Source organism: Salmonella sp. SAL04157 (assembly GCF_046551635.1).
GTDB classification, from domain to species: domain Bacteria; phylum Pseudomonadota; class Gammaproteobacteria; order Enterobacterales; family Enterobacteriaceae; genus Salmonella; species Salmonella enterica.
In genome coordinates this window covers 318,320-338,827 of record NZ_JBGDVS010000005.1, presented here as the reverse complement: position 1 = coordinate 338,827, position 20,508 = coordinate 318,320, and the positions used below count along the sequence as shown (strand labels likewise).

General features: G+C 54.7%; 15 protein-coding genes. 10 read left to right on the top strand and 5 right to left on the bottom strand.

Annotated features, from left to right (window positions below; translation table 11 throughout):
* Positions 1-206 precede the first annotated feature (206 nt).
* Positions 207-1,826 (top strand): phosphoenolpyruvate carboxykinase (ATP), encoded by a 1,620-nt coding sequence (gene pckA / locus ACLJRE_RS13900; protein WP_001265685.1) that lies wholly within the window; start codon positions 207-209, stop codon positions 1,824-1,826.
* 74 nt (positions 1,827-1,900) lie between these two features.
* On the opposite strand, the gene envZ is transcribed toward pckA, so the two are convergent.
* Both envZ and ompR read right to left on the bottom strand, forming a co-directional pair.
* Positions 1,901-3,253 (bottom strand): two-component system sensor histidine kinase EnvZ, encoded by a 1,353-nt coding sequence (gene envZ, locus ACLJRE_RS13895; protein ID WP_001253818.1) that lies wholly within the window; start codon positions 3,251-3,253, stop codon positions 1,901-1,903.
* On the bottom strand, positions 3,250-3,969 hold the full coding sequence (gene ompR, locus ACLJRE_RS13890) for a two-component system response regulator OmpR (RefSeq protein WP_001157751.1): 720 nt from the start codon (positions 3,967-3,969) through the stop codon (positions 3,250-3,252). Before ompR ends, envZ begins: the two co-directional genes overlap by 4 nt.
* Positions 3,970-4,194: 225 nt before the next feature.
* Between ompR and greB the strand changes: the two genes are divergently transcribed.
* The 6 genes from greB (at position 4,195) to ACLJRE_RS13860 (ending at position 11,507) form a co-directional block, all read left to right on the top strand.
* Positions 4,195-4,668 (top strand): transcription elongation factor GreB, encoded by a 474-nt coding sequence (gene greB, locus ACLJRE_RS13885; RefSeq protein ID WP_000856695.1) that lies wholly within the window; start codon positions 4,195-4,197, stop codon positions 4,666-4,668.
* Between the two features lie 98 nt (positions 4,669-4,766).
* Entirely contained in the window at positions 4,767-7,097 is a 2,331-nt protein-coding gene (locus tag ACLJRE_RS13880; RefSeq protein WP_000980661.1) for a Tex family protein, read from the top strand.
* Between the two features lie 435 nt (positions 7,098-7,532).
* Positions 7,533-7,760 (top strand): ferrous iron transporter A, encoded by a 228-nt coding sequence (feoA, locus tag ACLJRE_RS13875; RefSeq protein WP_001160955.1) that lies wholly within the window; start codon positions 7,533-7,535, stop codon positions 7,758-7,760.
* 18 nt (positions 7,761-7,778) lie between these two features.
* A complete protein-coding gene (gene feoB, locus ACLJRE_RS13870; protein ID WP_023208273.1) occupies positions 7,779-10,097 on the top strand; it encodes a Fe(2+) transporter permease subunit FeoB in 2,319 nt (772 codons plus the stop codon).
* Between the two features lie 12 nt (positions 10,098-10,109).
* Complete coding sequence (feoC, locus tag ACLJRE_RS13865) at positions 10,110-10,346, top strand: [Fe-S]-dependent transcriptional repressor FeoC (protein ID WP_000157589.1); 237 nt, start codon at positions 10,110-10,112, stop codon at positions 10,344-10,346.
* 234 nt (positions 10,347-10,580) lie between these two features.
* Positions 10,581-11,507, top strand: a complete 927-nt coding sequence (locus ACLJRE_RS13860) for an Rpn family recombination-promoting nuclease/putative transposase (protein ID WP_023212575.1) — start codon at positions 10,581-10,583, stop codon at positions 11,505-11,507.
* Between the two features lie 35 nt (positions 11,508-11,542).
* Here ACLJRE_RS13860 and bioH read toward each other — a convergent pair whose 3' ends face one another.
* A complete protein-coding gene (gene bioH / locus ACLJRE_RS13855; protein ID WP_000998138.1) occupies positions 11,543-12,313 on the bottom strand; it encodes a pimeloyl-ACP methyl ester esterase BioH in 771 nt (256 codons plus the stop codon).
* Between the two features lie 37 nt (positions 12,314-12,350).
* Between bioH and gntX the strand changes: the two genes are divergently transcribed.
* The 3 genes from gntX (at position 12,351) to gntT (ending at position 15,360) form a co-directional block, all read left to right on the top strand.
* Positions 12,351-13,034: a DNA utilization protein GntX gene (gene gntX, locus ACLJRE_RS13850; protein WP_000958733.1), complete on the top strand. Its 684-nt coding sequence runs from the start codon at positions 12,351-12,353 to the stop codon at positions 13,032-13,034.
* A 58-nt stretch (positions 13,035-13,092) separates the two neighbouring features.
* Positions 13,093-13,668 (top strand): Fe-S biogenesis protein NfuA, encoded by a 576-nt coding sequence (gene nfuA, locus ACLJRE_RS13845; RefSeq protein WP_000619387.1) that lies wholly within the window; start codon positions 13,093-13,095, stop codon positions 13,666-13,668.
* 375 nt (positions 13,669-14,043) lie between these two features.
* Positions 14,044-15,360, top strand: coding sequence for a gluconate transporter (gntT, locus tag ACLJRE_RS13840; protein ID WP_001131741.1), 1,317 nt, complete (start codon positions 14,044-14,046; stop codon positions 15,358-15,360).
* A 118-nt stretch (positions 15,361-15,478) separates the two neighbouring features.
* Here gntT and malQ read toward each other — a convergent pair whose 3' ends face one another.
* Together malQ and malP are read right to left on the bottom strand one after the other, a co-directional pair.
* Positions 15,479-17,557 (bottom strand): 4-alpha-glucanotransferase, encoded by a 2,079-nt coding sequence (gene malQ, locus ACLJRE_RS13835; protein WP_023212576.1) that lies wholly within the window; start codon positions 17,555-17,557, stop codon positions 15,479-15,481.
* 9 nt (positions 17,558-17,566) lie between these two features.
* A complete protein-coding gene (gene malP, locus ACLJRE_RS13830) occupies positions 17,567-19,960 on the bottom strand; it encodes a maltodextrin phosphorylase (RefSeq protein WP_410957414.1) in 2,394 nt (797 codons plus the stop codon).
* Between the last annotated feature and the right edge of the window lie 548 nt (positions 19,961-20,508).

Genomic DNA, 20,508 nt, shown 5'->3' with positions numbered 1-20,508 from the left:
CACTTCCTTTTAACGTTTTCAGAACATTTTCCACAACAAAAGTAGGTTTCCTGCCATAATAACCGCCGCTGCGTGACAGGAGTCACAGTGTTTTTCGTCAATCGTGATTTTGTCCAGATACGTAAATCTATGAGCCTTGTCGCGGTTAACCAACCTCAAAAAACCTTACTATTTTCGGTAATATATATTGGCTAAGGAGCAGTGATATGCGCGTTAACAATTTAACCCCGCAAGATCTCAAGGCTTATGGTATCAACGACGTCCAGGATATCGTTTACAATCCCAGCTACGACACCCTTTATCAGGAAGAACTTAATCCTGGTCTGGAAGGCTATGAGCGTGGCGTGTTAACTAACCTGGGCGCTGTTGCCGTTGATACCGGTATTTTTACCGGTCGTTCGCCTAAGGATAAGTATATTGTTCGCGACGACACCACGCGTGATACGCTGTGGTGGTCCGATAAGGGTAAAGGTAAAAACGATAATAAGCCGCTTTCCCAAGAAACCTGGCAACACCTGAAAGATCTGGTGACGCATCAGCTTTCCGGTAAACGCTTATTCATTGTTGATGCATTCTGCGGCGCAAATGCCGATACGCGCCTTTCCGTGCGCTTTATTACGGAAGTCGCCTGGCAGGCCCACTTCGTTAAAAATATGTTCATTCGCCCAACGGACGAAGAGCTGGTAGGCTTCAAACCTGACTTTATTGTCATGAACGGCGCGAAGTGCACCAACCCGCAGTGGAAAGAGCAAGGGCTGAACTCGGAAAACTTCGTGGCGTTCAACCTGACTGAGCGTATTCAGCTTATTGGCGGCACCTGGTACGGCGGCGAAATGAAAAAAGGGATGTTCTCGGTAATGAACTACCTGCTGCCGCTCAAAGGTATCGCCTCAATGCACTGTTCCGCCAACGTGGGTGAAAAAGGCGATGTCGCGGTCTTCTTCGGCCTTTCCGGTACCGGAAAAACCACTCTGTCCACCGACCCGAAACGTCGTCTGATTGGCGATGATGAGCACGGTTGGGACGACGACGGCGTGTTCAACTTTGAAGGCGGCTGCTACGCCAAAACCATCAAACTGTCGAAAGAAGCGGAGCCAGAAATTTATCATGCGATTCGCCGTGATGCGCTACTGGAAAACGTCACCGTGCGCGAAGACGGCACCGTTGATTTCGATGATGGTTCCAAAACCGAAAACACCCGCGTCTCTTACCCGATCTATCATATCGATAACATCGTTAAGCCCGTGTCCAAAGCAGGTCACGCCACCAAGGTTATCTTCCTGACGGCGGACGCCTTCGGCGTGTTGCCGCCGGTTTCCCGTTTAACCGCTAACCAGACGCAGTACCACTTCCTGTCGGGTTTCACCGCTAAACTGGCCGGCACCGAACGCGGCGTCACCGAACCGACCCCCACCTTCTCCGCCTGCTTCGGCGCCGCGTTCCTGACGCTGCACCCGACGCAGTATGCTGAGGTGCTGGTGAAACGTATGCAGGCAGCAGGCGCGCAGGCTTATCTGGTTAACACCGGCTGGAATGGCACCGGCAAACGTATCTCCATCAAAGATACGCGCGCGATTATCGACGCCATTCTGAACGGTTCTCTTGATAACGCGGAAACCTTCCGCCTGCCGCTGTTCGATCTGGCGATCCCGACTGAACTGCCAGGCGTGGATACCCACATTCTCGACCCACGTAACACCTACGCGTCGCCGGAACAATGGCAGGAAAAAGCCACCGCGCTGGCGAAACTGTTCATTGAGAACTTCGAGAAGTATACGGATACCCCGGCAGGCGAAGCGCTGGTTAGCGCCGGACCGAAGCTGTAAGGAACAGGCCGGATGGCGGCTTTGAACAGCGTCATCCAGCGTTAAGAAGAAAGGGAGGATAATACCTCCCTTTCTTATGCCTCTTTTGTCGTCCCCTGGACGCGAGCCACAGGAACCGGTAGCCAGGCGCGAATCGACAATCCGCCACGCTCGCTGGTGCCAATCTCCAGCATCCCGTTATGGTTATCGATAATGCGCTGCACAATCGCCAGCCCCAGCCCTGTGCCGCTGGTGCTACGGGCGCTGTCGCCGCGTACAAAAGGCTGGAACAGATGTTTACGCTGCTCCGGCTTAATGCCCGGCCCGTCATCTTCTACCTGGAACCAGGCGCGATGCGACTCGGTGCCGCTACTGACCTTAATCCAGCCGTTGCCATAACGGGCAGCATTAACCACCATATTCGCCACCGCGCGCTTAATCGAGAGCGGGTGCATTTTCACCTGGATGCTGCCTGCCTGAAGCGCAGTGTTAATCTCACGCTCATAGCCGCTTTCCGCCGCAATCACCTCGCCCAGCACGGAATTGAGATCCGCCATCTCCATTGGCATTTCCTGACCGGTACGCAGATAGTCAATAAACTGTTCGATAATGGCGTTACACTCTTCGATGTCTTTATTGATCGACTCCGCGAGATAACCGTCTTCCTCGCCCATCATCTCCGTCGCCAGACGAATACGGGTCAGCGGCGTGCGCAAGTCGTGGCTGACGCCCGCCATCAATAGCGTACGGTCATCAGCCAATTGTTTCACGCCGGCTGCCATATGGTTAAACGCCCGAGTCACAGAGCGCACCTCAGAGGCGCCATATTCACGCAGCGGCGGCGGAATAATTCCCTTCCCTACCTGCAGGGCGGCATGTTCAAGATCCACTAACGGTCGGTTCTGTATACGAATAAACAGCCACGCGCCGCCTATCGCCAGGAGCATAATCGCCAGCGTGTAACGGAAAAGCGGAGAAAAATCGCCCTGATGAATCTCGGTCAGCGGCACGCGCACCCAGATATTGGGCGACAGCCAGGTTTTGAGCCACACGACAGGCGAGCTTTTGTTGACCTCAACGCGCACTTCCGTCGGGCCGCCTAATTGCTGCGCCATCTGGTGGCTTAAGAATTCGTAGTGTTGCGCCCAACGCAGCCCGGCCTCTTCGGCGGCTTCGTTGGTGTAGAGAGAGATCCCCAGCTCGCGATAGATTTCCCGACGAAACGCAGGCGGCACGACTAACTGCGTGCCGTCCTCCAGTTGCAGCTTATCGGTCATCAGCATACGGACTTCGTAAGCCAGAACCTTATTAAACTGCTGGAGGCTCGGCAAAATCGCGAAGTTCAGCACCACCAGGTAGGTCGTCACCAGGCTGACGAACAGCAAGGTGACGATGAGCAACAGCGTGCGGGCAAATGAACTTCGCGGCGAGAAGCGCATTCGCCTCATGCTTTAGAACCGTCCGGTACGAAGACGTAGCCCAGGCCCCAGACGGTCTGAATATAACGCGGATGCGCCGGATCTTCTTCCACCATACGGCGCAGGCGGGAGATCTGGACGTCGATGGAGCGTTCCATCGCGGAATACTCGCGGCCACGGGCCAGATTCATCAGCTTATCGCGAGAGAGCGGCTCGCGCGGGTGGCTTACCAGCGCTTTCAGTACCGCAAACTCCCCGCTGGTCAGCGGCATCGGTTCATCTTCACGGAACATCTCGCGCGTACCGAGGTTCAGTTTAAACTTACCGAACGCGATAACGGCCTCTTCCTGCGACGGCGCGCCGGGCAGTTCGTTTGCCTGACGACGTAGCACGGCGCGGATACGCGCCAACAGCTCGCGCGGGTTAAACGGTTTAGGAATGTAGTCATCGGCGCCGATTTCCAGCCCGACGATACGGTCAACCTCTTCACCCTTCGCCGTGACCATAATGATCGGCATTGGATTACTTTGACTACGCAGGCGACGACAAATCGACAGACCATCTTCACCTGGCAGCATTAAATCCAGTACCATGAGATGGAAAGATTCACGGGTCAGCAGACGATCCATCTGCTCGGCGTTAGCGACGCTTCGAACCTGGAAGCCCTGCTCGGTCAGATAACGTTCCAGTAGCGCCCGCAGACGCATATCGTCATCAACCACCAGAATCTTATAATTCTCTTGCATTGTCTGTACTCCCAAAGGTTCGCAACAAATGTAAGTGTGTATTCTTAAAAAAGCTCACGTGAGTCACCAGCAAATTCTGGTATGAATTTCAGGCTAAATTGTTACAAAGCATATTTAACAGCAGCTTAAATATACAATTAATCGGCAACCCCATTATTTATTCTGTCGGGACGATCACGTTATACCCCGTGTGCGCAATATCGACAGCAAAGGTAAATCAACGAGATGAAAACGCCCCTGATCACCCGCGAAGGGTACGAAACACTCAAACAAGAGCTCAATTATCTCTGGCGTGAAGAGCGCCCGGAGGTCACCAAAAAAGTGACCTGGGCTGCGAGTCTGGGCGACCGCAGCGAGAATGCCGACTATCAGTATAATAAAAAGCGCCTGCGTGAGATCGACAGACGCGTCAGATATCTGACCAAATGCATGGAAAATCTCAAAATCGTGGATTATTCCCCGCAGCAGGAGGGCAAAGTCTTCTTCGGCGCCTGGGTGGAAATTGAAAATGATGACGGCGATACGCTGAAGTTCCGCATTGTCGGCTACGATGAAATTTTCGGACGTAAGGATTACATCTCTATCGACTCGCCGATGGCGCGGGCGCTACTGAAAAAAGAAGTGGGCGATCTGGCGGTGGTTAACACCCCTGTCGGCGAAGCAAACTGGTACGTCAATGCGATCGAATACGTCAAATAAGACAAGAAGAATCCTAAGCCCCCGCTGATGGCTGGCATTTTTGCCAGCCAATCCGTATAACTATCCCCTGATTTTTATCCTGAAGACGAAGCTAACCCATGATGAATGATTCTTTCTGCCGCATTATTGCGGGTGAAATCCAGGCAAATGCCGGGCAGGTTGAAGCTGCCGTTCGCCTGCTTGACGAAGGGAACACCGTGCCGTTTATCGCACGTTATCGTAAAGAAATCACCGGCGGTCTGGATGACACGCAGTTGCGTAACCTGGAAACGCGTCTGGGCTATCTGCGTGAGCTGGAAGACAGGCGTCAGGCCATCCTCAAGTCCATTTCCGAACAAGGCAAACTGACCGATGAGCTGGCTGGCGCCATCAACGCTACGTTAAGTAAGACCGAGCTCGAAGACCTCTACCTGCCCTATAAACCTAAACGCCGCACCCGTGGACAAATCGCCATTGAAGCCGGCCTTGAGCCGCTGGCCGATCTGCTCTGGAACGAACCGTCCCACGATCCTGACGTGGAAGCGGCAAAGTACATTGATGGCGACAAAGGCGTGGCGGACACGAAAGCCGCGCTCGACGGCGCACGCTACATTCTGATGGAGCGCTTTGCCGAAGACGCCGCATTGCTGGCGAAAGTGCGTGATTACCTGTGGAAGAACGCCCATCTGGTCGCCACGGTCGTGAGCGGCAAAGAGGAAGAAGGGGCAAAATTCCGCGACTATTTCGACCATCATGAGCCCATTGCTAACGTCCCGTCTCACCGTGCGCTGGCCATGTTCCGTGGTCGTAACGAAGGCATTCTGCAACTTTCGCTCAATGCCGACCCACAGTTTGATGAGCCGCCGAAAGAAAGCTACTGCGAGCAAATCATCATGGACCATCTCGGCCTGCGGCTAAATAACGCCCCGGCGGATAGCTGGCGCAAAGGCGTAGTGAGCTGGACGTGGCGTATCAAAGTCTTAATGCACCTCGAAACCGAACTGATGGGCACCGTGCGCGAACGTGCAGAAGATGAAGCGATTAACGTGTTTGCCCGTAACCTGCACGACCTGCTGATGGCAGCCCCCGCAGGCCTGCGCGCCACGATGGGCCTTGATCCTGGCCTGCGTACCGGCGTAAAAGTCGCTGTCGTTGACGGCACCGGCAAGCTGGTGGCGACGGATACCATTTATCCGCATACCGGTCAGGCGGCCAAAGCGGCTACCGTGATCGCCGCGCTGTGCGAAAAATACCACGTCGAACTGGTCGCGATTGGCAACGGTACGGCCTCGCGTGAAACCGAACGCTTCTATCTCGACGTACAGAAACAGTTCCCGAACGTGACGGCGCAGAAAGTGATCGTCAGCGAAGCGGGGGCGTCCGTGTATTCCGCTTCTGAGCTGGCGGCGCAGGAGTTTCCGGATCTCGACGTCTCCCTGCGCGGCGCGGTCTCTATCGCGCGTCGCCTGCAGGATCCGCTGGCGGAACTGGTGAAAATCGATCCGAAATCCATCGGCGTCGGCCAATATCAACACGATGTCAGCCAGACCCAGTTGGCGCGTAAGCTGGATGCGGTGGTCGAAGACTGCGTAAACGCCGTCGGCGTCGATTTGAATACCGCCTCCGTGCCGCTGCTGACCCGCGTCGCGGGCTTAACGCGCATGATGGCGCAAAACATCGTCGCCTGGCGCGATGAGAACGGTCAGTTTCAGAACCGCCAGCAACTGTTGAAGGTGAGCCGTCTGGGGCCGAAAGCGTTTGAGCAGTGCGCGGGCTTCCTGCGTATTAACCACGGCGATAACCCGCTGGATGCCTCCACCGTCCACCCGGAAGCCTATCCGGTTGTCGAACGCATTCTGGCGGCGACGCAGCAAGCGCTAAAAGATCTGATGGGCAACAGCAACGAATTGCGTCACCTCAAGGCCGCTGATTTTACCGACGATAAATTCGGCGTGCCGACCGTGAGCGATATCATCAAAGAGCTGGAAAAACCGGGCCGCGACCCACGTCCTGAATTTAAAACCGCGCAATTCGCCGATGGCGTCGAAACCATGAACGACCTGCTGCCGGGGATGATTCTGGAAGGGGCGGTCACTAACGTCACTAACTTCGGCGCGTTTGTCGATATCGGCGTTCATCAGGATGGCCTGGTGCATATCTCCTCGCTCTCGAATAAGTTCGTTGAAGATCCGCACACCGTGGTGAAAGCGGGCGACATCGTGAAGGTGAAAGTGCTGGAAGTGGATCTGCAACGTAAGCGTATCGCCCTGACCATGCGTCTGGACGAGCAGCCCGGCGAAACCGCCGCTCGCCGCGGCGGCGGCGCCGATCGCGCTCAGGGCAACCGCCCGGCATCTAAAGCGGCGAAACCGCGCGGTCGTGACGCTCAGCCAGCCGGTAACAGCGCCATGATGGACGCGCTGGCAGCCGCAATGGGAAAAAAACGCTAATCGGGTCATACGCAGGCCGGGTTACTTCTTATCCGGCCTGCGATTTTGCAATACGTCCACCCTTTCTTTTTTAATTAACAATTAAATCTTATCCATTAGAACCTGTTAATTAATTTTCTTCTGCTACCCGCACTATTAATTATCACTTTATTAACAGATGAAACCTTAATTAAACATTAAAAACGGTGAATATTTGCACATTAGGGGTATTTGCAAAAAGACAAATAAATGTTGAGCCATATCAACATCGGCGCAAATTATCTCTTATTTGTACATTCCGTCACATTTTAATCGTTGAAGATAGAAACCATTCTCATTATCATTGTGTTGTTGATTATTTACTCTTTCCTTCGTTGGCTAAACATCGGGTCTCCTGCCGCCCCCCTGAGCGCCGCATGAGGTATACATCCAGTTAGTAAGAAACAAGTAGGTCGTATGCAATTCACTCCTGACACTGCGTGGAAAATCACCGGCTTTGCGCGTGAAATCAGCCCGGCGTATCGTCAAAAACTGCTTTCGCTCGGCATGTTGCCCGGCTCTTCATTTAATGTCGTCCGCGTCGCGCCCTTAGGCGATCCGATCCATATCGAAACACGACGCGTGAGTCTGGTTTTGCGTAAAAAGGATTTGGCGTTAATAGAAGTGGAAGCGGTTTCCTGTTAATACAGTGAGTCTATAAAAATGAAAAAATTAACCATTGGTTTAATTGGTAATCCTAATTCCGGCAAGACCACCTTATTTAACCAACTCACCGGCGCGCGTCAGCGCGTGGGGAACTGGGCGGGCGTCACCGTCGAGCGTAAAGAGGGCCAGTTCGCGACAACTGACCACCAGGTCACGCTGGTAGATTTACCCGGCACCTATTCTCTGACGACCATCTCGTCACAAACCTCTCTCGACGAACAGATCGCCTGCCACTACATCCTGAGCGGCGACGCCGACCTGTTGATAAACGTTGTAGACGCCTCCAATCTGGAGCGCAACCTCTATTTGACGCTGCAGCTGCTGGAGCTGGGTATCCCCTGTATTGTCGCGCTTAATATGCTGGATATCGCTGAAAAACAGCAGGTTCGTATTGATGTCGACGCTCTGTCCACGCGTCTGGGTTGTCCTGTCGTACCGCTGGTATCGACTCGCGGTCGCGGTATCGAGGCGCTGAAACTGGCCATTGACCGTCACAACGCTAACGACAACGTCGAACTGGTGCATTATGCCCAGCCGCTGCTGCGCGAAGCGGATTTCCTGGCCGACGCGATGGCCCAGGAGATGCCTTTACAACAGCGCCGCTGGCTGGGTCTGCAAATGCTGGAGGGCGATATCTACAGCCGGGCTTACGCAGGCGAGGCGGCACAAAACCTGGACACCTCCCTGGCCCGTCTGAAGGACGAAATGGACGACCCGGCGCTGCATATCGCCGACGCCCGTTATCAGTGTATCGCCGCTATTTGCGACGTGGTCAGCAATACCCTGACAGCCGAACCCAGCCGCTTCACCAGGGCGGTCGATAAAATTATCCTGAACCGCTTCCTCGGCTTACCGATTTTTTTGTTCGTGATGTACCTGATGTTCCTGCTCGCCATTAACATCGGCGGCGCGTTGCAACCCCTGTTTGATGCCGGTTCCGTCGCCATCTTTATTCATGGCATTCAATGGATTGGCTACACGCTGCACTTCCCGGATTGGTTAACCATCTTCCTGGCGCAAGGTCTTGGCGGCGGGATCAATACCGTCCTGCCGCTGGTGCCGCAAATCGGGATGATGTACCTGTTCCTCTCCTTCCTTGAAGACTCCGGTTATATGGCGCGCGCGGCCTTCGTCATGGATCGCCTGATGCAGGCGCTGGGACTACCGGGTAAATCCTTCGTGCCGCTGATTGTCGGCTTCGGCTGTAACGTACCTTCCGTGATGGGCGCCCGCACGCTTGACGCTCCGCGCGAACGCCTGATGACCATCATGATGGCGCCATTTATGTCCTGTGGCGCGCGCCTGGCGATTTTCGCCGTCTTTGCCGCCGCCTTCTTCGGGCAAAACGGCGCGCTGGCGGTCTTCTCGCTGTACGTGCTGGGTATTGTCATGGCGGTATTAACCGGCCTGATGCTGAAGCATACCATTATGCGCGGCGAAGCCTCTCCGTTTGTGATGGAGCTGCCGGTTTACCACGTCCCGCATATCAAGAGCCTGATCATCCAGACCTGGCAACGCCTGAAAGGTTTTGTACTACGCGCCGGTAAAGTCATTATCATCGTGAGTATTTTCCTGAGCGCGTTTAACAGTTTCTCGCTGAGCGGCAAAATCGTCGATAACATTAATGACTCCGCCCTCGCCTCCGTAAGCCGCGTCATCACGCCAGTCTTTAAACCGATCGGCGTCCATGAGGATAACTGGCAAGCGACCGTGGGTCTGTTTACGGGCGCTATGGCGAAAGAAGTTGTCGTCGGTACGTTGAACACGCTCTACACCGCCGAAAATATTCAGGACGAAGCGTTTAATCCTGCCGACTTTCACCTCGGCGATGAACTGCTGGGCGCGGTTGACGATACCTGGCAAAGCCTGAAAGACACCTTTAGCCTGAGCGTACTGGCTAACCCGATCGAAGCGAGTAAAGGCGACGGCGAAATGGCGACCGGCGCGATGGGCGTGATGGGTCAAAAATTCGGCAGCGCCGCAGCGGCGTACAGTTACCTGATTTTCGTCCTGCTTTACGTACCGTGTATCTCGGTAATGGGCGCTATCGCCCGCGAGTCCAGCCGCGGCTGGATGGGCTTCTCCATCCTGTGGGGGCTGAATATCGCCTATTCGCTCGCCACGCTGTTCTACCAGGTTACCAGCTTCAGTCAACACCCGACATACAGCCTGATCTGTATTCTGGCAGTGATCGTCTTTAACGTTGTGGTGTTAAGCCTGTTGCGCCGCGCCCGCAGCCGTGTAGACATTGAACTGCTGGCAACCCGCAAAAACGTCAGTTCCTGTTGTTCGGGCACTGCGGGCAATTGTCACTAAGGGATGTAAAAAATGGCTTCATTGATACAGGTTCGCGATCTACTGGCGCTCCGGGGGCGTATGGAGGCAACGCAAATCAGCCATACGCTGCACGCTCCGCAGCCCATGATCGACGCCATGCTGAATCAACTGGAGATCATGGGTAAAGCGGTACGTATCCCGGAAGAACCGGACGGCTGCCTTTCAGGCAGCTGTAAAAGTTGTCCGGAAGGTAAAGCCTGCCTGCGCGAATGGTGGGCCTTGCGTTAGCCTTCGCCGGGTAGCGACGTAACGCGTCTTATCCGGCCTTTATCCCGCGTTATGTTGCCCGGTACGCGTCACGCTGCCGGGCAATTTTGCGTCATGCCTTCCACAAAGATGAAAGCGTTACCGCCGTGCGCATTTATCTCCCCATGCGCCTCGCAAGCGCACTAATCCTCTACTGCAATCAGCACGGTCTGCGCGTAGTGTCACGCCATTGAACTTCACCGATGACGGATCGATATGGCGACCTCAACAACATCCACGCCGCATGACGCGGTATTCAAACAGTTTTTATGCCACCCCGATACTGCACGGGATTTTTTGGAAATTCATCTCCCGTCGACATTACGTCAAATCTGTAATCTGAATACGTTACGGCTGGAGTCCGGTAGCTTTATTGAAGAGGATTTACGCCCCCATTATTCCGATATTCTTTGGTCGCTGGAAACAAGTGAAGGTGAAGGTTACATTTACGTGGTTATTGAACATCAGAGTACGCCGGACGCGCATATGGCATTTCGGCTGATGCGTTACGCGATGGCTGCAATGCAACGGCACCTGGAGGCCGGGCATAAGACGTTGCCGTTAGTGGTGCCAATGCTGTTTTACCACGGAAACCGAAGCCCGTATCCGTTCTCATTATGCTGGCTGGATGAATTTGCCGACCCGGTGATGGCGCGTAAGCTATACGCCACCGCCTTTCCTCTGGTCGATATTACGGTCGTGCCGGATGACGAGATTATGCGGCACCGACGGGTCGCGCTGCTGGAACTCATACAAAAACACATCCGCCAGCGTGATCTAATGGGGCTTGTCGAACAGCTGGTCGCCCTACTGGTTAAGGGATACGCTAATGACACCCAGCTTCAAAGTTTGTTTAATTACATGATGCACACTGGCGACGCCGCGCGCTTCAATACGTTTATCCGCCAGGTGGCTATGCGTATCCCACAGCATAAGGAGAAGATCATGACTATCGCAGAAAGATTACGTCAGGAAGGGCATCGTAACGGGTTACAGAAAGGGCTACAGCAAGGCAAACAGGAAGGCCAACGGCTCGCCGCATTGCGCATTGCCCGCTCCATGCTAAACGATGGTTTCGATCGCGATACCGTGCTTAGGGTTACCGGGCTGGCGCCTGCCGATCTGGCATCTGAAAACCATTAATCTGGCAGAATGGTCCGGGCCCGGCAACGCCCTGGTTACAGCGATGATTTTAGCGTCATCAGCGCCTGACAAAACGCCGCCGGATGCGAGATAAACGGCGCATGGGCCGCCTTCGCCATTATCTGTGATGTACTGTGCGGCCATAACGTATCGAGCAAAGGCACAATTTTACGCGGCACCAGACCGTCCAGATAACCATACAAACGCAAAAACGGCATGTTCACATTTTTAAGCGCTTCTCGTAGATCGACCGTTTTTAAGATTTCCAGTCCGCCATTGAGCACGTCTACATCCGGCATAGGCTGCGCCAGCACCACGCTTTTTAAGGTGCGGGCATCCTGACGCGCCGTCTCCGTCCCTAACGTTTGCAGCGCCAGAAAACGCTCCACCGTGCGCTGAAAATCGTCGCTAAGCTGCTGCTGGAATCCACCGAGGATTTCCGGTTTTATTCCCGGCCACCCCTCACGCGCACTAAAGCATGGCGAAGAGGCGACTGTCACCAGCGCCTGAACGCGTTCAGGGTGGGTGAGCGCCATCTGACTCGCCACCAGGCCACCCAGGCTCCAGCCAAGCCAGATAGCCTGGTCCGGCGCGTTCTTCGCTACCTGCGCCGTCATCTCTTCAAACGTCATAGCGCCAAACCCCGAACTACGGCCATAGCCCGGCAAATCGACCAGATGCAGCGTAAAATGCGAGCCGAGTTCCTCGCGAATGCAATGCCATACCTCCGCGTTCAATCCCCATCCGTGCAGCAGCACAAGATGACAATTTCCCTCGCCGTAGGTCTGCCACCAGATGTCATTCATCAGTTACTGTTCTCTTTTGTCTAACAAGGATGCACCTATGCTAACAGTACCGGGATTATGCTGGCTATGCCGAATGCCGCTGGCGTTAAGCCACTGGGGGATTTGTTCCGTATGCGCGCGCGCCGTTCGTCAGCGCGTCAGCCTGTGTCCGCAATGCGGATTACCTGCCGCGCATCCTTCGCTCCCCTGCGGTCGCTGCCTGCAAAAACCACCGCCCTGGCAGCGTCTGGTGAGCGTCAGTGACTATACGCCGCCCTTGAGTTTACTGGTGCATCAGCTTAAATTTACCCGCCGCAGCGAAATTGCCGCCGCTCTGGCGCGTCTACTGTTGCAGGAAGTACTCATGGCGCGCCGCAGCACTGGCTTGCAGCTTCCCGACAGAATCGTCAGCGTTCCGCTCTGGTCGCGCCGACACTGGCGGCGGGGATTTAACCAAAGCGATCTGTTATGTCAACCGTTAGCGCGCTGGCTTGGCTGTGCGTGGGACAGCCAGACCATCACGCGGGTACGGGCGACCGCAACACAACATCATCTCAGCGCCAGGTTACGTAAGCGCAATTTGAAAAACGCGTTTCGCCTTGAATTGCCGGTACAGGGTCTCCATATGGTTATTGTGGATGATGTCGTCACTACCGGAAGTACCGTCGCGGAAATCGCGCAACTGCTTTTGCGCAACGGCGCAGCGACTGTCCAGGTATGGTGCCTGTGTCGAACCTTGTAGAGCCTCGATGATGGGCGTATTATAACCAACTAAAATAGTCAACTATTAGGCCATTACTATGATCCGTATTTCCGATGCTGCACAAGCGCACTTTGCCAAACTGCTGGCAAATCAGGAAGAAGGGACGCAAATCCGCGTATTTGTCATTAATCCCGGCACTCCTAACGCAGAGTGCGGCGTTTCTTATTGTCCGCCCGACGCCGTAGAAGCCACCGATACTGCACTGAAATTTGACCTGTTGACCGCTTATGTCGACGAGCTGAGCGCGCCCTATCTGGAAGACGCGGAAATTGATTTCGTGACCGACCAGCTAGGTTCTCAACTTACATTGAAAGCGCCAAACGCGAAGATGCGCAAAGTGGCCGATGACGCGCCGCTGATGGAGCGCGTGGAATATGCTCTGCAATCGCAGATTAACCCGCAGTTGGCGGGCCACGGCGGTCGCGTCTCGCTGATGGAAATTACCGATGAAGGCTATGCAATTCTGCAGTTTGGCGGCGGTTGTAACGGTTGCTCGATGGTTGACGTCACGCTGAAAGAAGGGATCGAGAAACAGTTGCTGAATGAATTCCCGGAACTGAAAGGGGTTCGCGATCTGACCGAACACCAGCGCGGCGAGCACTCATACTACTAAGATTTTCCCCGCATCCATGCCCGATGGCGCTTGCGCCTGTCGGGCCTTGTCTGCCCCACCGTAGGCCGATAAGGCGTCTACGGTGCCATCCTGTGCCATCAGCCACATCTCAGAGCAATGGTCCTTCTTCTTTCGCCGATAACATGACCTGTGTCTCATAATTTAAATTTTGCCTGCCAGGGTCATTTTCAACACCCATATGTTACCCGTATCATTCTTATGGGCACCTAACATCCATATAACATCTGACTACGCTCATTCGTTTCAACGGTAATCAGTATTGGTGCTATTGCGACTCTGTTCCCGTCGGGAACAACAGGAATTTGTCGTCGAAACAATGACGTTACCCATAACAAAGTAAAGGCCAGGTAAATCATGCCATTAGTCATCGTTGCTATCGGTGTTATCTTGTTACTTCTTCTGATGATCCGCTTCAAAATGAACGGATTTATCGCCCTTGTCCTGGTAGCGCTCGCTGTCGGGTTGATGCAGGGAATGCCGCTGGATAAAGTCATCGGCTCCATCAAAGCCGGTGTCGGCGGTACGCTTGGCAGTCTGGCCCTGATTATGGGGTTCGGCGCCATGCTGGGCAAAATGCTTGCCGACTGCGGCGGCGCTCAACGTATCGCCACTACCCTGATCGCGAAATTTGGTAAAAAACATATTCAGTGGGCCGTAGTGTTAACCGGCTTTACCGTCGGCTTCGCTCTGTTCTATGAAGTGGGCTTTGTTCTGATGCTGCCGCTGGTATTCACCATTGCCGCAGCGGCGAATATCCCGTTACTGTACGTCGGCGTGCCGATGGCCGCGGCGCTCTCCGTCACACACGGCTTCCTACCGCCGCACCCGGGCCCAACCGCGATTGCCACGATTTTCCATGCTGATATGGGTAAAACGTTGCTGTTTGGTACGATTCTGGCGATCCCGACCGTGATCCTTGCCGGCCCGGTTTACGCCCGTTTTCTGAAAGGCATCGATAAGCCGATCCCGGAAGGCCTGTACAGCGCGAAAACTTTTACGGAAGAAGAGATGCCGGGCTTTGGCGTCAGCGTCTGGACGTCGCTGGTTCCGGTGATTCTGATGGCGATGCGTGCGGTTGCCGAGATGATTCTGCCAAAAGGCCACGCTTTCCTGCCCGTTGCCGAGTTCCTGGGCGACCCGGTAATGGCTACGTTAATTGCCGTACTGATTGCGATGTTCACCTTTGGCCTGAACCGCGGACGTTCCATGGATCAGATTAACGATACGCTGGTCTCTTCCATCAAAATTATCGCCATGATGCTGCTGATCATCGGCGGCGGCGGCGCGTTCAAGCAGGTGCTGGTCGATAGCGGCGTGGATAAATACATCGCTTCAATGATGCATGAAACCAATGTCTCTCCGCTGTTGATGGCGTGGTCTATCGCGGCGGTGCTGCGTATCGCGCTGGGCTCCGCGACTGTCGCGGCGATTACCGCAGGCGGCATTGCGGCGCCGCTGATCGCCACTACCGGCGTTAGCCCTGAACTGATGGTTATCGCAGTCGGTTCCGGGAGCGTGATTTTCTCTCACGTCAACGACCCGGGCTTCTGGCTGTTCAAAGAGTATTTCAATTTGACTATCGGCGAGACCATTAAATCCTGGTCGATGCTGGAAACGATCATCTCCGTCTGCGGCCTGATCGGCTGTCTGCTACTGGGTATGGTGGTTTAAGCGAGGCGGCTTGTAGGCCGGATAAGGCAGCAATGTGCGCCAGGATTGCCTGATGGCGCTGCGCTTATCAGGCCTACGTGCTCTCACCATCATAAAGCCGGGGAAATCCCCGGCTTTATTACTTCTTCTTCGCAGCCGCTTTTCGGCGCTTATCCAAATCCTTAATCAACTTGTTTACGCCCTCATCGGCAAACATCTGCTCCAGCGTGGCGGTGAGCTTCCGTCGCCAGTTTTTATACTGATCGCTGGTGCCCGGTACGTTAACCGGATCGGCCATATCCAGCCAGTCCTCCGGCTGAAGCCCCAACAGACCGCTGTTACTGTCGGCGATGTAGCGCTGAAGCCCGCGATTTAGCGTTGGCGTCATCGACATTAACGATGCCTTATGCCCGGCGCGTTTTGGCAGACAACCATATTTATGCAGCGCGTCCAATAGCCCCTGTTTCGCCCGCTCGCGATCCTCATACAGCCCGCGCAGAATCACTTCATCCGGATAAAGCCCCAGAGCTTTACCCAACGTCAGGTCACCGCATTCCCAATAGCCGCGCAGCGTGGGGAGATCGTGCGTCGAGGCGACAGCCATCGATTGTTGCGGATATGCGCCTGGCGCGCGGAAGTTTTTCTCAAGGTCATTTTCAAACCACAGCACTTTATAAGAATAGACCCCGCTATCGCGCAGCTTGCCGACAATCTCAACTGGCACCGTCCCCAGATCTTCGCCTATCACCATACAGCGGTGACGTTGGCTCTCCAGCGCCAGAATAGCCAACAGATCGTCAACCGGATACTGAACATATGCCCCGCGATCCGCGGTTTCGCCATACGGTATCCACCACAGACGCAGCAACGACATGACATGGTCAATGCGCAACGCGCCACAGTTTTGCATATTGGCGCGCAGCAGATCGATAAAGGGCTCATAGGCCCGGGCGACAATAATATGCGGGTCCATTGGCGGCAGCCCCCAGTTCTGACCGAGCGGGCCGAGGATATCCGGCGGCGCGCCGACAGATGCTTTCAGGCAGTACAGCTCCCGGTCGCACCAGGTTTCCGCGCCGCCTTCCGCTACGCCAACCGCCAGATCGCGGTACAGACCAATCGGTAGTTTAAAACTCTGGCAGGTATCCCAGCAGGCGGCGAATTGGCGCCAGGCCAGCCACTGAAGCCAGAGGTAAAACTCCACCTCTTCGCGGTGCGCTTCACAGAATTGTTTTACAGCGGGAGACTCTACCGACTGGTACGCCTCCGGCCAGGCTGGCCAGCCCCAGCGCTGCTCATCCTCTTTTACCTGATACGCATGCAGCGCGTCGAATGCCGCCTGCCAGTAAAGGCTCTCGCCTTCGCGGGCGATAAAGTGACGAAACTCCGCCATTTGCGCATCGTCGCGAGCGGCAAACCGCGTCCACGCCATCCGCAGCGCCGTGATTTTCAGCGCGGTAACGGTAGCGTAATCCACCCATTGCGCATCGCGCGCCTGCCGCAGCTTTTGCTGTGTGGCGGGCATTTGCCACCATGACTGCGCCTCTTCGCTCAGGCGGAAATCTTCGACGGCGTTGACGTCGATATATATCACGTTCAGCCAGCGACGAGACGAGGGGCTGTAGGGACTGGCGCTCTCCGGATTCGCCGGATAAAGCGCGTGGATCGGGTTCAGGCCGATAAACGCGCCGCCGCGTGTCGCCACATCGACCAGCATCGACTTTAAATCGCCGAAATCGCCAATACCCCAGTTTTTTTCTGAACGCAGAGTATAAAGCTGGACACAGGCCCCCCACAGTTTTTTCCCTTCCAGTAGCGCCTGCGGCTCATAGCATCGCGGCGGGGCGACGATAATACGGCAGTGCGTACGCTGTTCATCCTGGGTCAACGTCAGGGTGTGGTAGCCCTCCGGCAATGTAGCCGGAAGGTTAAGTTTTTTACCGCCCGTCACGCGCCCTTTGTAATGCACGCCCTCTTCCGTAGTCAGCAGCCAGGCAAACTCACCGTGCCCCTCTACCGGCAACGCCATTTTTTTACCCGCGGTATAAACCTTCACATTCGGCACGACCGCCTGTGGTCCTGTTGTCGTGCCGTGCATCGCCGCCAGCAAACGTCTCTTGGTTTCAGCGCCAATAGACTGCGGTTTGCCATGAGCATTGATGTAACTGGGGCTGATCCCCGCCGCCAGCGCGGCACTATCGAGACGTTTATTTTCCATCGCGCTCCCTTAGCGTTTTGCCTGCCAGATACGGGCCTGATAATCGCGAATAGAGCGATCGGAACTGAACATACCGCAGCGCGCGGTATTGAGGATCGCGGCGCGCGTCCACGCTTCCTGGTCGCGATACAGCGCATCCACCTGCTTTTGCGCCTCGACATAAGCGGCGAAGTCCGCCATGACCAGGTACGGATCGCCCCCCTGTTTGCCGAGGCTATGCAGCATCTGGTCAAAGGCATGTTTATCGCCATTGCTGTATTGACCGCTTTCCAGCTCTTTTAGCACCGCATCCAGCACTTTGTCTTTTTTACGCCATTTCACCGGATCGTAGCCTTTGGCTTTGAGCGCCTTGACCTCTTCCACAGTATGGCCAAAGATAAAGATATTCTCTTCACCCACCTTCTCAGCGATTTCAACGTTAGCGCCGTCCAGCGTTCCCACGGTCAACGCCCCGTTCAGCGCCAGTTTCATGTTGCCGGTGCCGGACGCCTCTTTCCCGGCGGTAGAAATTTGCTCGGAAATATCCGCCGCCGGAATGAGCATTTCCGCCGCCGAGACGCAGTAATCCGGCAGGAAAACCACCTTCAGCTTATCACCCACCGCCGGGTCGTTATTAATGGCTTCCGCAACCTTATTGATAGCAAAAATGATGTTCTTCGCCAGGTAATAGCCCGGCGCCGCCTTCGCGCCAAACAGGAATACGCGCGGTACGCGGTCGGCCTGCGGGTTTTCGCGAATCTCTTTGTACAACGCCAGAATATGCAACAGATTCAGATGCTGACGCTTGTACTCGTGCAGACGTTTGATCTGAATATCAAAAATCGCATGGCTCGAAATCTCAATCCCGGTACGGGCCTGGATAAATTTCACCAGCCGTTCTTTGTTCGCCCGTTTGATGTCGCGATACTGCTGACGGAACTTCGCATCGTCAGCGTATTTTTCGAGGTTGCTCAACTGGTCGAGATCGTTAGCCCACTCTTTTTTCAGCGTTTTATCCAGCAACGCCGCAAGCTGCGGATTGCACTGTTTGATCCAGCGACGCGGCGTAATGCCGTTGGTGACATTGTGGAATTTGTTCGGCCAAAGCTGGTGATATTCAGGGAACAGATCTTTCACCACCAGATCGGAGTGCAGCGCCGCCACACCGTTGACCGCAAAGCCACTGACCACGCACATATTGGCCATGCGCACCTGACGGTCATGCACCACCGCCAGTTTTGCCCATACCTGCTTATCGCCAGGCCAGGTGTTATCGACCAGCGTCTTAAAGCGGTCGTTAATCTGCTTGATAATCTGCATATGACGCGGCAGCAGCGCTTTCACCAGCTTCTCATCCCAGCACTCCAGCGCTTCCGGCATCAGGGTGTGGTTGGTGTAGGCGAAGGTTTTGCTGGTGATAGCCCAGGCGTCATCCCAGCTCAGTTGGTGCTCGTCAATCAGCACGCGCAGCAGTTCCGGAATGGCGATGGTCGGGTGAGTATCGTTCAACTGAATGACCTCGTAATCCGCCAGCTCATGCAGTTTGCGTCCGGCCAGATGATGGTGACGCAGAATATCCGCTACCGAGCAGGCGCACTGGAAGTATTGCTGCATCAGACGCAGTTTTTTGCCCGCCGTGTGGTTATCGTTGGGATAAAGCACCTTCGTCAGTTTTTCCGCATCGATACCCTGCTGTTCCGCCCGCAGGAAAGCGCCATCGTTGAATTTGGTCAGATCAAACGGATGCGCGTGGGTCGCCTGCCACAAACGCAGCGGTTGCGCGACGCCGTTACGATAGCCTAACACCGGCAGATCCCAGGCCTGGCCTGTAATCACAAAGCCTGGCTCCCAGCGCCCTTCTTTGGTGACTTTACCGCCGATCCCAACCTGGACGTCCAGCGCCTCGTTGTGGCGGAACCACGGATAGCTGCCGCGATGCCAGTCATCCGGCGCTTCCATCTGCTTGCCTTCAACAAATGACTGACGGAACAGCCCATACTGGTAGTTCAGACCATAGCCCGTAGCGGACTGCCCGACGGTGGCCATCGAATCGAGGAAGCAGGCGGCCAGACGTCCCAAACCACCGTTGCCGAGCGCCGGATCGACTTCCTCTTCCAGCAGATCGGTCAGATTAATATCGTGCGCTTTCAGTACATCGCTAACGTCCTGGTACCATCCCAGATTTAACAGGTTATTTCCCGTCAGGCGACCAATCAAAAATTCCATCGAAATGTAGTTCACATGACGCTGGCCTTTTGTCGGCTGCGCTACCGGTTGCGCGCTCAGTAATTCCGCCAGCGCGCCGCTAACGGCCTGCCACCACTGACGAGGCGTCATGTCGGACGCCGACAGTAAACCGAAACGCTGCCACTGACGCGTCAGGGCGGCCTGGAATTGATCTTTATTGAAGGTTGGCTGTGACATAGGAAATCCGTCCTCGGGTAATAAAACAACGTTATCGCTAGTTTGCCAGGCTCGATGTTGACCTTCCTCCTCCCGGCAATGATTAGGGAGGGAGGAGGAGCGGGGATGAGCATAAAAGTGTGATCGCCGCCACTTACCCCTGTATAAACGCGCCGATTCCTGTCAACGACACTCAGTGTTACGCATAATCAAATGAATAAACAGAAATAACAGTAAATCGCGAAGGGGTATTTTCGAAGATTATATGAACGCCGAAATAGTTTCTTATCTGAAATATTCAGCGGCGGGAGATTCACTAACTAAACATAATTAATTAAACGCCTGGTATCGTCATTGTGTTAAATCCGCATCATGTCCAGGACATTATTTACAATAACGAAAATATGACCTCAGCCCAGCTCTGACGCTCGTTTCAACCGCGCTGAATACTTTTTTAATACCGTTATTTAGAATTGTGACAGAGTGCAAATTCAGACACATAAAAAGTCTGCTTAGCTTGCATTAAAATGCTTTCTGGCCGACCTTATATCTATTAATTACGAAGCGCA